Consider the following 14,925-nt stretch of genomic DNA (forward strand, 5'->3'; position numbering starts at 1 on the left):
CCCCCTCATTTCATTTGCTTATTTAAACCGTACCAAATTAGATCGACCCTGTCAGCTTTTAGAGAGAGATCCTGGTAAACCCATCCTGTTATATCTCTCCACGTTCTATCCTCTTCCCCGATCGGAACGATGCCTCTCGTTATATCCGAACCGATAATAATCAATAAGCGATCTGGTTCCACACTTTCCCATTCCAACCAATTCTCTAGCCGACTGTTCCAAATGCTCCTGCATGTGGTAGTGTCCATATGTAAGCAATCCTTTTTTATAAATTGCTCCATTCCTTCTATCACAATGGCTTCAGAATCTGGAAAATGCCAATCATTATGATAAGAACCAGACTCATAGGCGGAGATCCACAAGTCAAGATCTACCTCTTGTGCCTTATAGTATTCTCTGACCCATCTGGATTTGCCGTTATAGGCGCCTCCTGTAACAAAGTGCAATGCCTTCCCCTCCTCAAATCCTCCTCTTTGAATGTCATCGTCCAGCCTCCGCCATGAGGGGCATTCCATTCCCAAAATGCTTTTTCAACCGGGGCATACTGTCTTAATAAGTATCTGATCACTCCACCATGCGTAACGATAGCAGTTTGCCTGATTCCCTTTGAAAATATATCCGCTTTTACTTGTTCCCAGCCTCTTTCTACCCGTTTACCAAACTCCTTAAAGCTTTCACCGCCTGGCGGAGATTCTGTAAACGGGGCATTCATCCAGTTCTTGTAATGGCGGTCACCCTTCAACTCCTCGTAGGTCTTGCCTTCCCAATCACCAAAGTGAATTTCTCTGAATTCCATTTTCTGAAAGGCTTTCTTTTCAGGAAACAACAAACCAGCTGTTTCCTTACATCGCTTCAAATCACTTGTATAGATGAGTTCCGGTTTAACAACGGGTGGGATTAGCTGTTTTTTGGCTCTACGTGTCAAAGGAGAATCGGACCAGCCCAGATAAGCCTGTCTCTCATTGGCTTCAGTCAGACCGTGACGCCATAATGTAATAACCAAATTGCCATCCACAGGATGATCTCAACTCCTTCAACAGAGGCACCGGCCACATCTCCTGTAATGCCGCCGAACCATTTGACAATTTTTCTTTTTAAGAAGAAGACAGAAACGATGAACGTGATAAATAACACTGCATATACGGAAGGATGTTTATAAAAAACAAAAGGAAGCATCCCGAGGACCAGATAAACATAATAAATAGATGTGCTCCCTTTACCAGCTGTGCTCTGAAAAAAGGCAGCCAGTCCCTCATTTTTCGCCAAATGCACTTGCATGAGCACAAAACCCATTGCTGTTTTCCCTAAAAACGGAACTAAGATGATAAGACTGTAGGACCAATCCTTTAGATGTTGAACGATTTCATATAGAAAAAACATCCGGCAAGATAAAAGAACAATCACAGATATTACACCAAAAGCGCCAGTCCTCGGATCCTGCATAATTTCCAGCCGCTTTTCCCTGTCCCTATAAGAGAAATAAGCATCGCTGGCATCAATCCAGCCATCAATGTGAAGGCCGCCTGTAATCATGATGGTAAGTAACCACAAAATAAAAGCAATAGCAAGCGGAGACAAAGGAGTCCATTCTACCATCGCATATAAGACGGTTATGTATAAGGCACCCTGCAGTAAACCCAGAAGAGGAAAGGTCTGGACCGCCCTTTTGATGTATACCTTTTCCATCGGAAGCTGCTTTTTGACCGGAACGACTGTAAAAAATTGAAGGTTAATCAGAAATCCGGTCCATATTTTCATGATTCCCGACCCCAACTATCCATGATATCTTTTACTTGGTCCCATTTTAAAAAAGGTCTGATTTCTTCTACAGCCTGATCTAGATTCTTAAATTTTTCCGTTTTCATTAAGGTGGGGTTTTGCGGTGGCAATTGCTTCTTTTCACGCAATCGATTTAACCAGATTGTCCGCCACTCATCGTTATGAAAAAGGTGATGCATATAAGTGCCGATCAGCCTTCCTTTTTCGGCATAATACCCATCCTCTTCCCCTGTTTCGAGCATTAAAAAAGGCAATTTTTTATTTTCGTTATTCCAGGTTGAATGGCCGAGATGGATTTCATATCCTTCTAGCTGTGTTTTCTCTGTCATTTCTATTTGGGAGTGTAACGTGCCTTTTGTGCGGACTGTCTTTTTTTTCGTTAAAAAAACCGTCTTTGCAGGTATTAGAGCTAATCCGTCTTCGTTGGTGCCTTTCTTACCTGTGTCTGCACCTTCCGGGTCTATTAATTCTTCACATAGCATCTGATACCCACCGCAAATCCCGATCACGGTTCCTCCACTTTGAAAATAGTCTTTTACTTTTTCTCCTAAACCTATTTTCTTTAAAAACTGCAAGTCGGAAATTGTGCTTTTGGTACCCGGAATAATGACAGCATCGGGATTTCCGAACGTTGACATATCCTCCACCCATCGTACCGTAACATCTTTTTCATACAAGAATGGTTCCATATCCGTATAATTTGATAGAAAAGGCAGCTTTATTATTGCCAGGTCAATGGATGCTTTTTTATCTGCCGAGAACCGGTCCGCCAACGAAAGGGAGTCTTCCCCCTCAATCATGTGGCCGTTGATATACGGAATCACCCCTAGCACAGGAATTCCTGTCCTCTGCTCAATCCAGGAAATACCGTCCTTAAAAAGACGGATATCTCCCCTAAATTTATTGACGATAATGCCTTTGACACGGTTTCTCTCTGAGGGCTCAAGCAGCTCCAGCGTCCCAATAATGCTGGCAAAAATCCCTCCTCTTTCAATATCAGCAACCAAAATGACCGGGACATCCGCTAGATCGGCTACCTTCATATTGACAAGCTCACGATCTTTTAAATTTATTTCCACTGGAGAACCAGCTCCCTCCAGGACCAAGACCTCATAGCTTGCCTCTAGTTTCGCAAGTGAGAGCCTAATAGCCTCCAGCCCTTTTTCATAAAAACTATCCCGATATGACACTCCAGACAATGTCTGGTATGACTTACCGAACAGAACAATTTCTGAGGAATGATCGGATCTTGGTTTTAATAAGATTGGGTTCATATAAACGGATGCCTCAGCATTAGCAGCTTCAGACTGTATGCCTTGAGCCCTCCCAATTTCACACCCATCCACAGTCACATATGAATTATTGGACATGTTTTGGGACTTGAAGGGAGCGACCTTCACTCCTTCATTCGCGAGTAGCCTGCAAAACACGGTCGTTATAAAGCTTTTTCCAGCATCCGAACAAGTACCCTGGATCATAACACCTTTCATGTCAGTTCCCCCTTCATGAGCCACGCACATCCGGCCTCAATTGAGTACGCCTGGTCTGATTTAGACACGATTTCCTGATGGAGGCCTCCGATCATTTTTGCATAAGCGCGAGGTACGCCCTGGTCTATTATCGGTTCGTGAAGCACCTCGTTGCTAACAATGATGAAGCACGCCGCTTGTTCCCTGATTTTCTGTATCCCACTCATGATTGCTCGCTTAACAGATACCAAAAAATCATCACTTTTCCACTCATCGAATCCTCCCCTAGCGGGAAACATTTCATTATTCAACAAGGTAGTTAAACAATCTAGTAAAACAACGCTTTTAGGATCTATATGCGGCACAGCATTTTCTATGGAGACTGGATACTCGAAAGTCGACCATTTGTGAAAGCCTGTTTCTCTATCACTTTTATGCCGGGCAATCCGCTCTTTCATTTCCGGGTCTCCGGATTTTCCGCAGGCAATATAAATAAGGCGTCCACCGATATTGGTTGAGTGAGAGATTGCCAGCTTTTCAGCAAAGCTGCTTTTTCCGCTCCTTACTCCTCCTGAGACAAAAATGAGGGGTGATTGCGCCATTGCTCCAGTACCTCCATCAATCTTTCATTATCCTGGCTGTTTTTTACTGCAAATCTCAGCCATCTTCCATCCAACCCTGGAAAATTATATGTATGCCGTGGCACAATTCCTTTCTCCATTAAAAATTTCAACAAAGACAGCGAGTCTCGATTCCTCTCGTCGCGAAGTAAATAAAAATTCACCTGGCTATCTGATATAGAGAAGTCGTATTTTTTGAAAAAACCAATCAACTTTGTCCGCTCTTGCCGGATGAGATTTCTGGTTGCCTCTATATGTTTTTCGTCCCTCAGACTCAACTCACCTGCCATGATAGCAAGACTATTCACGCTCCAGTGAGGACGAAATCTACTAATTTGGCCAACAATATCAGGGTCTCCAATCAAAAACCCCAGCCTCAAGCCTGGAATCGCATACATTTTTGTCAACGACCTCAAAATCAATAAGTTAGGAAAATACTTTATCGCTGTACCGTGTTGGGGGTCTGACCCCCGTGCATAGGTAAAGTCATGGTCAAGGAAGTCATGGAATGCTTCGTCAATAATTACTAAGCATTGACGACTTTTGCATTCTTCCAAGAGTTGTAGCACGGCCTCTTCCTTGAATGAGACACCGGTAGGATTATTCGGCGTACATAAAAACAGGGCATCCACCTTTTCGATCAGGGGGAGCAGCGGCTCGAGCTCTAGCTCCCAGCTCCCCTCCTTCAGGATATGGTAGCTCACCTCACAGCCCGAAGATATACATGCTTGTTCGTATTCGGAAAATGATGGTTGGAGAATCAGGACTTTCTTTCCTGACAAAAAACGTCCGATAAGCGTAATCAGCTCTGCCCCGCCATTTCCAATTAAAATCATGTCGGTTGTAAGCTTCTCCTTTGCAGCTAACAGCCGTAAAAGCCCCTCCGCCTGAGGGTCTGGATAATCTTTGACTAGATGAAACGAATCCAGCCACCTTTCCTCTAAGTTAGAAGACGGTCCAAGCGGATTAATGTTTGCACTAAAATCAATAATGGAAGACGGTTTTGCAATTTTTAAAGATTCATACAGATAATGGGAATTAGAACCATGAGAAGGCAAAAGCAAAAATGATTCCTCCTAACCATAATAGCAGCAGAAAAACTAAAGAAGACCGCTGCATTAAGATGATTGAATGTTTGATATGTTTGGATTGCAGGGGAACAACAGGCTCCCCCATCTTCGCCCTGTCAGAAACAAGCCCTTTGTAATAATTTATGCCGCCGAGTTGAACCCCCAGAATGGCAGCTGTGGCAGCTTCACACCAACCACTGTTTGGGCTAGGGTGCTTAGGCGCGTCACGCAGAGTGATTTGCCAACAGGCCTTAACGCTGCTTGCTTTTGGTTTCATGCTGAACAGCATGACCAACGCTGTAAGTCTGCTTGGTATCCAGTTGACCAGATCATCGAGCCTTGCCGAGGCCCAGCCAAAATCCCTATATATCTCGTTTCGATAGCCGACCATTGAATCACATGTGTTGATGGCCCTGTATGCAATTGCAAGAGGCGCTCCCGCTACTGTTCCCCAAAAAAGCGGGGCGGTCACACCATCACTAGTGTTTTCAGCGACTGTTTCTACCGTACCTCTGACGATTTCCGCTTCGTCTAAATGTTCCGTGTCTCGTCCGACTATATACGAAAGCTTTAACCGAGCTTCACCTAAATCTCCTTTACGTAAAGGATCGTAAACCTCCATTGCTGCTTCCTTTAAGCTCTTTTGGGCAAAAGTGGACGCGATCAAAATGGCTTCCCATATCACACCTGCAACTGGATGTAAGAAGTATGCCCCATACACTGTTACAGTTGAAATAAGGATCACTGTCAATATCACGGTCGCTGTCATGAGCATACCCTTGAGTTTTTTATGGCTCCCTTTATTCCACTTTTTATCCAAAGCCGCAATCAATGTACCCATCCATCTCACTGGATGCGGCCAGTTCTTAGGATCCCCCACGACAAAATCCACAATATAGGCTAGGGTTGCGGCTGCTAAGTGATAGAGTAGAATCATACGCGATACCTGCTCTTGTAGTTTTCAAGGCTGTTTCTTACACATTCGTAAATCCCTTTACCGATAAGCTGTCCCAATGGAGTAATGGACCCTGCATATTGAACGCTTTCGCCCCGTTGGGATGAAGCAATCAATAAACTGTCGGTAGAAGTCCCTGTTGCCAATGTGCCGGTAACTGGATCCTTAACACCCATATCGAACAACGCTTTCACTTTTGCTTCCGTTGCAGTAATCATGCTTTGGACAAAAGCTGTTTCTGACAGAAGCCCCGCGATAAATACCCATGCGTTAATCGTCCCAGGAGCTGGCTTATAACTGGTTCTCTTACTACTCGTAACATCGACGGCATTTCCGGTGCCTGCTGTGACGACAATAAAAACCTGTATACCGTCTTCCTCATAAAATTGGCAAGCGGCATCCTTCACGTTCACTGCCGTCATCATCCCTACTGTTTCCTCAGGAATAAAACCATTTGCTTTGAGATACTCCGTCATTTCTTCAATATGGTTCGTGCAATCATAGTTGTGGTCCACATGCCTGTTAATAAAGGTATGGTGCCAGCCAAATCCCGACCCGGTTATCCCAGACGACAACGTTTTTAAAAGAATAGGAGTTTGGACCTGTATAAAATGGTCGGTGACTTTTAGAAAGTTCTCATTGATGACGATTTTTTTACCAACAGGGTCCGTATCCTCCGGCATAAGCACCATTTGTGGTTTAGGAACGGCAGGATGGGTAAGTCTCTTAATGTTCGTTTGATAAACGGATTCGATTCTTTCTTGCTGCAGGACTTCAAGCGGGGTACCGATCCGGTTGATTCTTCCTTCTTCAAGCAACAGTAACCGGTCGCAAAAAAGGCCTGCCAAATTTAGGTCATGAAAGATAGAAACCACAGTTAATTGCCGTTCCACAGACCAGTGTTTTAATTGGTCAAGCAGTTCCTTTTGAAAGGAAAGATCGAGATGGTTGGTGGGTTCATCCAGCAGCAATATCTCAGGCTCCTGGGCGAGTGCCTGGGCGAGGAACACGCGCTGTCTTTCCCCGCCCGAAAGCTCATCCAGATGGTGATCTGCGAAAGAAGCGATTCCTGTTTGCTTCATTGCCGTTTGTACCATTTCTTCATCTCTGGCATTCCAGCTTTGGAGCCAGCTTCTTTGATGTGCGTAACGGCCGAGGGTAACAGTTTCCTTCACTGTATAGGAAAACGCCTGGGTGGAATGCTGAGGAAGCACAGCGATTGTCTTTGCCAAGTCTCTAGCGGAGTATTCCTCTATTCTCTTGCCTTTGAAGGATATTTCCCCCTGTTCAAATGGCTTGACGCCGCTTATCATCTTCAGCAGGGTTGTTTTGCCGCTTCCATTTGGTCCTAATACGCCAAACAACTCTCCCTTTTTTACTTCAAAGGAAACACGGTCCACAACTGTTTCCCCGCTATAGCCACCGGTTATGTTTTTTATTTTCAATAGTTCCGTCATCGGCGCGCACCCCGTTTTTGAATTAAAATCACCGCGAAAACTGGAGCACCTACAATGGCGGTAATCACTCCGATTGGTAATTCAGCAGGTGATATAACTGTCCTCGAGACTAAGTCTGCCAGGATCAAAAAAGCTGCTCCCGTCAAGATAGACAGGGGAAGAAGGTGTTTATGGTCTGGCCCCCACACTAATCTCACCAGGTGGGGAATGACTAATCCAACGAAACCGATGGTGCCTGAAATCGCAACTGCGGCACCCGTCAAAATGGATGCTGAAGCTAGTACCAGTAGCTTTCTTTTTTGTACGTCCACCCCCAAGTGCTGGGCCTGCTCTTCTCCAAAAGACATTGCGTTTAATTCGCGGGCGCTGAATAAAAGCAGCAAGGATCCAAGGATAAAGAATGGCAGCATGATTTTGATATACTCCCAGCCTCTCATCGACACACTGCCTAGAAGCCATCCAATAATCTGCCGTAATTCATCACCAGTCATTGCAATCATCAAGGAAATCAGGGCACCTAAAAAAGAACTGAAAACAATCCCGGTTAGAATAATGGTTTCCACCTTCATGGAACGGTCGATCTTTCTTGCGAAAAGAAGGACTAAAAAAATTGTAGCGAATGCAGCCACTATGCTTAAGAGAGGCAGAGTATACAGCCCAATGCCGGGCAATGAAAGATGAAAAAACAACGTTACCACCGCCCCAACCGATGCTCCCGATGAAACACCAAGTGTATACGGGTCAGCGAGCGGGTTCCTTAACAATCCTTGAAAAGCTGCCCCCGCAATCGCTAATGAAGCTCCGATAAGGCCAGCCAAAATGACCCTTGGTAAACGTATGTTCATGACAATGTTGGTATACATAGGGTCAACTGTTTGCCCAAGCGGGAAATGAAGGACCTCCCTAAAAATAATCTTGCATATATAGGAAATCGGAACAGAGACTGTTCCGATTGAAATCCCAATTACCATGGCACAAATTAGGAGAAGGACTGCCAAGAAATAGGCTAGCCATTTATTATTTTTTAAATGTGTCAGGGTATATCGCTCTTGCAAGTTCTTCTACTCCTTCAGCAAGCCTTGGGCCTGAACGGCTTACAATATCGGTGTTCACTTCATACACCTTCTTATTTTTTACGGCGCCTACTTGTTCCCATCCTTTTCTGGATAGGATTTGCTCAGTAGAGTTTGGCCCGTATAACGAAATAATCACGTCAGGATTCGTTTTTATGATCGCTTCCTGATCGATCTTGACCCAGCCTTCCTGGTCTCCAGCCGCATTCTTTGCATTGATAACCTGGAGCATTTCATCCATAAATGTATTCTTTCCAGTTGTATAGATCTCTGGAGCTGGTGAAACTTCGATATAGGCAGTCTTTCTGTCAGCTTCTGGAATTTGTGCAGCTTCCGCTTTAATGCCATCCATTTTTGCCTTCATATCCGAAATTACATTTTTTGCATCCTCTGTCTTTCCTGTTGCTTTACCGATCATTTCAATAGAATCATATACCTGCTGGAAGTTCTGTGCGTTATTAACAACCAGTACCTTAATGCCGGCATCAGTTATTTGTTGCAGCCCGTCTTTCATTGAATCTACATTTGAACCATGCGCCAGCACAAGGTCAGGCTTTAAGGAGATGATTTTCTCCACATTAAATTCAAGGCCGCCGATTTTTTCTTTTTTTGTTGCGGCTTCCGGATAATTATCGAAATCAGATACACCAACAATTTCTTTATCCAATCCTAAACTAAAAGCAATTTCCGTGTTACTTGGAATGACAGACACGATTTTTTCAGGCTTCTTATCGATCGTGACCTCTTCACCTGTAGCATCTTTGATTGTTACAGGGAAACCAGCTTGTTTACTTTGCTCTGTTTTCGGCTTATCCTGGTTATTCGCGTCTTTGCCCTCGTTATTGCCGCCACATCCAGTTAAAATGCCTGCTGCAACCAATAATAAAACAAATAAGGAGTAAAACTTTTTCATCCAATAAATCCTCCATGTAAGTATTGTGACTGTTATAAAAGCGGTAACATGAAAAAGTTTATCATCATAGAAATCAGTCCCTTTGAAGCAAAAAAATCTCCAATGATGATTGGAGATTGTGTATGGCCAGTCCATCCCTTGTTACAGTAAAGCTGCCACACACCTCCCCATCCTCGTAGGTTTACTGGTGTACGGATACAGGCAGGTCTCCTGGCTTATGGTCATCGTGTACGGCGCCTTCCCGTATTTATCAAATACAGTGGCAATTAGCCGTTTACTCCCATTTACAGTGGCGGGACCGCGTTGGAATTACACCAACTTCCCTATTAAGTCTTTTGGTAAGACACCCAGTTCCGTTTCTATGTATGAAAATTTTTCCGTTATGAATGATTATACACTAAATAAAAATGAAATAATAACAATTTGCGGCTTTTTATTACACCAATGCCGGTACACCTAAAAAACCCTGAGTTCGCGACCGAATCAGGGTTTAAGATTCATAAAATAAATTTTATACACTTAAGCTCTCAGTCTTAACAGGTTTCATCTCATCAATCACGATGTCACCGTCTTTAACAATCAACTTCCCATCAAGGTATAACGTACAATTTTTCATTGGTAAATCAAGATGGCAAGGCGTGTCATTGTTTCCGCCTAATTCAGAGTTAGGTCCCAGAGAGAATAGTACGTTTCCATAAAAGGCACGGCCATCCATTCCAAACACCTTGTCGTCAAATGCTAGGCTATGCCATTGCGCCCTCTCGTTAAGTCCCCAACCAATGTGGGATATTGCATAAGCTCTTGGATCATTAAAGCTCTCAATATACTCCTTCATCAGCATGGCGTCAAAACCGCCTTCGATATTCGTTACATAACCGTCCTTAATAGTTAAAGTGATCGGATCTTGCAAATACCGGTTAAACGGGAAGAAAATATCCCCTCTATCCATTACCACCACTCCGTCAACTCCACCGTCGTTGGAAGTGGCTGCCGAAAAACAGCTCGGCAAGTGGTCCCATCTTCCAGGCTCATCAGCAAAACCGTACTCTGTGAGAATTGGGTATTGACCCAACTGATATGTGACATCCGTGCCTGCTTTGTTTGTTACTCGTAGTTCCTTTGCATTTTTTAGAAGCTCGGTTGCATAAAGGACCCTTTCCTTGTCACTTTCTTTTGGAAACATTCTCTTAATGACATCGAAAGGCTCTACCACTAACAGAATTCTTACTCCTGCATCTTGAAGTTCCAATTGTTCCTTTGAAAACAGGAGGAGTACTAAATCGATGACCAGGTCTGCCTTTTTCAAGCATTCCACAGCCACTCTGTTATCTGTTAAAGGAGTAATACCAAAAGATCCTTGAGCGCCTCTTACTTCAGGCAATTTCAATTCGAAAGTATTTGCCCCAATTTCGGATGCAGCCTGCAAAAAGGCTTTTGCATAATCCGCTCTTACTTCCCCGGATGTTAATACAGCCATTGTTTCAGAAGGTTTTAACTGACATAGCTCAAGTTCCTTTTTAAATAAGGCAACCATTTCTTCAAATACAGCGCTCATTATACACACCCCTTTTAATTATTGGATAAGCCTGTAACTTCTTCAATAAACGATAGAATTAAATCTGTTGTTTGTTCAGGAGCTTCTTTGTAGACCATGTGTCCCACACCCTTAATCCGCTCCACCTGCATTTGCGGGTTAAGCCTTTTTAATACCTCTAACTCATTTTCACGAATTGTATCCCCAAGCTCGGCTGCCATTAGTAATGCTGGTGCAGTAACCATTTTTACGTAAACCTGAAAGGGCTCCTTTAAAAGGGAGTGATAGGACTCAACAATCGCTTGAATGCTGTTATTGCGATATTCCTCAGCTCTTTCGGCGATTTGTTCCTTCGTAAACGTTGGGAAAAAGCTACCGAATACATCCATTTCCCCCTGATCCACTGCCTCTTTTTGCTGAAGGAACATGGATAAAGGATTTGGATATACCTCGCGTTGACCCGGCCCGTTAATTGGAGGATCAATCAGAACCATTCCGGAAATTAGTGATGAATAGCGGCTTCCAAAAGCTGCAGCAATTCTGGCCCCCATTGAGTGTCCTACTAAGATCGGAGGATTCGGATTATTTACTAAAGCATTTACTACATTCAGCAGGTCATCCGTATAGTCTTTTAGCAAATAGCCTTCCTTTGGAGAATCTGAAAGTCCCCTGCCCCTGTTATCCATTGACAGTGAATAATATTTATCCGGTATTAAGCTCAGGACTTTTTTAAATGAAAGGCTATAGCTGCTGATTCCAGGTAAAAAAATGACAGGTATACCTGTGGGGTCACCCTTTGCAATAAGATGTATTTTCGCATTTATCCCATTGACCCATAAATGTTCAAACGTATTTTCTTCGTTCATCACTTTTCTTCCTTTCAACGAAAAAAACTAGGTGATCATATAAACGTGATTATATGACAGATCTTAACTGTAAATTTTTATCTTAATTTGTAAGTAAACCCAATGGAGGGTTGTCCCAAAAGCGGTAAGAACCTACACAACTATCTACATTCAGATCTTAAATTAAGGTTCAAATCTTACTATATGTTCTGGGTCTGATCCCTTTGCTTTGGGACAACCTCTTGTTTCGTCTATAAAGGAAGCCCGATAGATTGACGGATATGATTCATGAATGGTGTCCGGTCATACTCATGATAGAGGCGTTCACGAAGAAGTGGGGCCGGCAGGGCATTCACATTTTCAAATAGAGCAATGCGGCCTGCATGGGAATCTGTTGTAATATCCCAAATAAAGTTCATTAACAAGTTCTTCTGTTTGGATGTTAAGTCGCGGCCAAATAGCAGCTCTTCCAATTTCCCGCCAATGAACGGATGTTCATAGTCTTTCTCGGAAAATCTCATGACAAGTCCCTGGCCACATAATTCTTGGAGGTTATGAATGATTTGCGGGTAGTTGGTAATTCCGTGAAGACGGCCTGCTGTAAGCATGTTGACATCCGGCCACATGACCCCATCCTCGGTAGGTCTAGCTAATTCTTCGGATGCCAAAACATATGCCCTTAAGGTTTGTGCATATTGGATGACATCGGATACGATGGAGCGGACTCCCGGGATTTTGCCTGTACCAAGCGCATCCACGATCAGCTGTGCAGCCCCTGCATACAGTTCAGCTTTGGTAGCCAATCGAGACAGCACATGCCAGTGCACACCGAGAACCACTCCTCCATACAATTCGTTAAGCTCTGGAACCCCATAGTTGAAGATTCTCCATTTTTCTACAAACACGTTATCGAAAATCAAGAAGGAGTCCATTTCTTCCCCGCGTGATTTGATTGGATGATCATAAGAACTGGAAGAATCAGTAGAAACGGTTTCACGGCATACGATGTGGATGCCCGGTGCGTTAATTGGCACAGCCAGCCATAATGATTCTTCAGGCAATAGGCCCGGACGCATTAGATTGGAGAGGATCATTTCGTTTCCTTGGGAAGATATCGACCCCACAGCTTTTGCGCCGCTTATGTAAATCCCTTCCTCCGTCTCTTTCACCACTCGGAGCAAAGCAGGTGTGGAGTCTCCTCCTTTTAATTTGTTTCCTAATTCATTTTCAAACAAGCGGGCACCGGCTGCAGCTGCTTTGGAACGGTCATTTTGTGGATCGACGAGAACTTCAGGCCCCATCAGGTTATTTTTCTGTGCGTAGTCAATATAGTGAAGGACATTTTCTGCGTATTCTGGTCTTTTGTTGCGGAACTTGGATAGATGGGCAGCCATTCCCACTGGAACAAGCGGTGCGAGGTCGAAAGGACGTCCAAAAACTCCGAAGGTTTCTCTTGCGACATAATCAGTCAGTTCACGGCGGCTTTTTAAGTCTTCCTTCGTCCTTGGAATCATCCAGGCTTTACTGACTCGTTCCCCTAACTCTGTGTCGAAATAAGTCAGCGTATCCTCGGTTGCCGGATCATGCTGGGCGTCATAGATTTTCGCCATGAGATCAATGCCGCCTTTGGTAGCTGAGTGAGTAGTGACATCTGGAATTAATTCACCTTTGTAGTACACCTTGCGATCGTCACGGAGACTTTCTTTAAACATTTCTCCTGTTTTCAAATACTTAGATAATACCTGGGTTTTTTCCATGCTTACTCCTCCTTTGGCTAATTGAAAACTATACTCTATCTTAGTTGTTTTCAAACTTGCGGATTTAGCTAAAAACAATCCAAAGTAACAAAAGCTACAAAACTTACCATATGTATATAGTAAGCTATATCTAGAATTGAGTCAATATTCAAATTATTAAGAAACTAATGAAAATTCTGAATTAATAAAGGGAATTTAGTAAATTATTGTCAAATTAACTTGTTTTTTTGAAAATTATGTTGAAAAACGAAAAAGAGTTTTGAAGGGTAATCTGCTAGGTTAGTAAATATTTAATAGTTTCTGATTTAGAAAAACCACCTGATGATTCTGTGGAATGAGTGAGGAGTCATTGTTGTAGGCTAATCGAGAGTTTTATTCTGTGCTAATGTAAAACCATAGCATTAAAACTCCTGGAAGAGAAATTAAAGTACTTTCATACAATCCACAAAATATAAAGTGGTCTTATCCTTAGAGAAAGAGTAAACCATTCGATCATCTAAAATCATTTCCTTGCCGTGGTCCGTTTCAAATATTGATATTATATAAAAATGTTTATTACAACTCAGGTATCTCCAGGCTGAATAGATCCTTATAATATTTCATCTGATTCCCACCTAACATATTGCACTCAATTACTTAAAGCTAACAAATAGTTATCTCGGTTTCGACTTCTATAGGACAGCTAATAACTGTATTGCATTTTTATCAGCATAGGGGGATTATGAGCCTTCCCTATGCTGATAGTTTAATAGCTTATGCTTTTATTGCCGGAGAACCATATTTTGTTGAGATCGTTTCGATTACTTGATCCGTTTTTAATACATCTGCATATTTTTGGCGCAAATCAAAGAGACTTTGTTCATGAGATGCCACAGACCGATCCCCTACGCCGTCTTCGACTACGATTGGAATGTAGCCATACTGCAAGGCATCAACAGCTGTTGCCCGGACGCAGCCGCATGTAGTACAGCCAACTATTATGACTGTATCGACATTATTTGAATTGAGGCGTGCAATGATATCTGTACCGAAAAATGCTGAAGCATATTTTTTAATGATTAAACCATCACCTTTGCGAAAGTTTAACCGGGGATCGACCTTTACAGCCTCCGTTCCGGCTTTCAGTGTTTTTAGCCCCTCCATCTTCTTATACCATATTCCAGAATCAGCAAAGGAGTCGTCATCATATGAAATCGTGGTAAATAGGACCGGAAAATCATGGGCATGCATGGTATCTAATAGTTTATTGGCTTGTGTAATTTGAGACGATAAATCCGAACCCATTGGCATGGACGAGTCGGTGAATCCTTTAATCAAATCTACTACGATCAAGGCTGGTTTCTTACCAAATCCTAGTAACTTTCCAAATCCTCTTTCTTCAAAAAAAGCCTCATCATCATTCCCATGAATCATTATGCACTTCCTCCTTACTCCTCGATAATTGAATCAACTA

14 protein-coding genes and 1 riboswitch are annotated in these 14,925 nt (G+C 43.1%); all 14 genes read right to left on the reverse strand.

The annotated features are described in order from the left end of the window. Positions 1–5 precede the first annotated feature (5 nt). The 14 genes from CUU64_RS01290 to CUU64_RS01355 all read right to left on the reverse strand — a co-directional run bounded on the left by CUU64_RS01290 (position 6) and on the right by CUU64_RS01355 (position 14,885). Positions 6–446 carry a bifunctional adenosylcobinamide kinase/adenosylcobinamide-phosphate guanylyltransferase gene (locus tag CUU64_RS01290; protein ID WP_101631467.1) on the reverse strand — a complete coding sequence of 147 codons (441 nt, stop codon included), beginning with the start codon at positions 444–446 and terminating at the stop codon, positions 6–8. Further along, complete coding sequence (locus CUU64_RS01295) at positions 371–1,015, reverse strand: histidine phosphatase family protein (protein ID WP_101631468.1); 645 nt, start codon at positions 1,013–1,015, stop codon at positions 371–373. The genes CUU64_RS01290 and CUU64_RS01295 overlap by 76 nt, the downstream gene beginning before the upstream one ends. Further along, positions 973–1,758 (reverse strand): adenosylcobinamide-GDP ribazoletransferase, encoded by a 786-nt coding sequence (cobS, locus tag CUU64_RS01300; RefSeq protein WP_180954420.1) that lies wholly within the window; start codon positions 1,756–1,758, stop codon positions 973–975. The genes CUU64_RS01295 and cobS overlap by 43 nt, the downstream gene beginning before the upstream one ends. Further along, positions 1,755–3,269, reverse strand: a complete 1,515-nt coding sequence (locus CUU64_RS01305) for a cobyric acid synthase (RefSeq protein WP_101631469.1) — start codon at positions 3,267–3,269, stop codon at positions 1,755–1,757. Before CUU64_RS01305 ends, cobS begins: the two co-directional genes overlap by 4 nt. Beyond that, the gene (locus tag CUU64_RS01310) at positions 3,266–3,850 is read right to left on the reverse strand and encodes a bifunctional adenosylcobinamide kinase/adenosylcobinamide-phosphate guanylyltransferase (RefSeq protein ID WP_257985349.1); all 585 of its coding nucleotides are present in this window, start codon (positions 3,848–3,850) and stop codon (positions 3,266–3,268) included. The genes CUU64_RS01305 and CUU64_RS01310 overlap by 4 nt, the downstream gene beginning before the upstream one ends. Beyond that, entirely contained in the window at positions 3,811–4,932 is a 1,122-nt protein-coding gene (cobD, locus tag CUU64_RS01315; RefSeq protein ID WP_101631470.1) for a threonine-phosphate decarboxylase CobD, read from the reverse strand. The genes CUU64_RS01310 and cobD overlap by 40 nt, the downstream gene beginning before the upstream one ends. Further along, positions 4,907–5,872: an adenosylcobinamide-phosphate synthase CbiB gene (cbiB, locus tag CUU64_RS01320; RefSeq protein ID WP_101631568.1), complete on the reverse strand. Its 966-nt coding sequence runs from the start codon at positions 5,870–5,872 to the stop codon at positions 4,907–4,909. Before cbiB ends, cobD begins: the two co-directional genes overlap by 26 nt. Next, positions 5,872–7,350 carry an adenosylcobinamide amidohydrolase gene (locus CUU64_RS01325; RefSeq protein ID WP_101631471.1) on the reverse strand — a complete coding sequence of 493 codons (1,479 nt, stop codon included), beginning with the start codon at positions 7,348–7,350 and terminating at the stop codon, positions 5,872–5,874. Before CUU64_RS01325 ends, cbiB begins: the two co-directional genes overlap by 1 nt. After that, positions 7,347–8,405: a FecCD family ABC transporter permease gene (locus CUU64_RS01330; protein WP_101631472.1), complete on the reverse strand. Its 1,059-nt coding sequence runs from the start codon at positions 8,403–8,405 to the stop codon at positions 7,347–7,349. The genes CUU64_RS01325 and CUU64_RS01330 overlap by 4 nt, the downstream gene beginning before the upstream one ends. Further along, positions 8,368–9,336: an ABC transporter substrate-binding protein gene (locus tag CUU64_RS01335; RefSeq protein ID WP_101631473.1), complete on the reverse strand. Its 969-nt coding sequence runs from the start codon at positions 9,334–9,336 to the stop codon at positions 8,368–8,370. The genes CUU64_RS01330 and CUU64_RS01335 overlap by 38 nt, the downstream gene beginning before the upstream one ends. 183 nt (positions 9,337–9,519) lie before the next feature. Further along, positions 9,520–9,702, reverse strand: a riboswitch (cobalamin riboswitch). A 145-nt stretch (positions 9,703–9,847) separates the two neighbouring features. Next, complete coding sequence (locus tag CUU64_RS01340) at positions 9,848–10,891, reverse strand: 2,5-dihydroxypyridine 5,6-dioxygenase NicX family protein (protein WP_101631474.1); 1,044 nt, start codon at positions 10,889–10,891, stop codon at positions 9,848–9,850. 14 nt (positions 10,892–10,905) lie between these two features. Continuing rightward, positions 10,906–11,736, reverse strand: coding sequence for an alpha/beta fold hydrolase (locus CUU64_RS01345; RefSeq protein WP_101631475.1), 831 nt, complete (start codon positions 11,734–11,736; stop codon positions 10,906–10,908). A gap of 230 nt (positions 11,737–11,966) precedes the next feature. Then, positions 11,967–13,472 (reverse strand): 4-hydroxyphenylacetate 3-hydroxylase N-terminal domain-containing protein, encoded by a 1,506-nt coding sequence (locus tag CUU64_RS01350; RefSeq protein ID WP_101631476.1) that lies wholly within the window; start codon positions 13,470–13,472, stop codon positions 11,967–11,969. Between the two features lie 753 nt (positions 13,473–14,225). Next, on the reverse strand, positions 14,226–14,885 hold the full coding sequence (locus tag CUU64_RS01355) for an isochorismatase family protein (protein ID WP_101631477.1): 660 nt from the start codon (positions 14,883–14,885) through the stop codon (positions 14,226–14,228). Positions 14,886–14,925 lie beyond the last annotated feature (40 nt).

Source organism: Bacillus sp. V5-8f, from assembly GCF_002863565.1.
In the GTDB taxonomy this organism is placed as follows: Bacteria; Bacillota; Bacilli; order Bacillales; family DSM-1321; genus Peribacillus.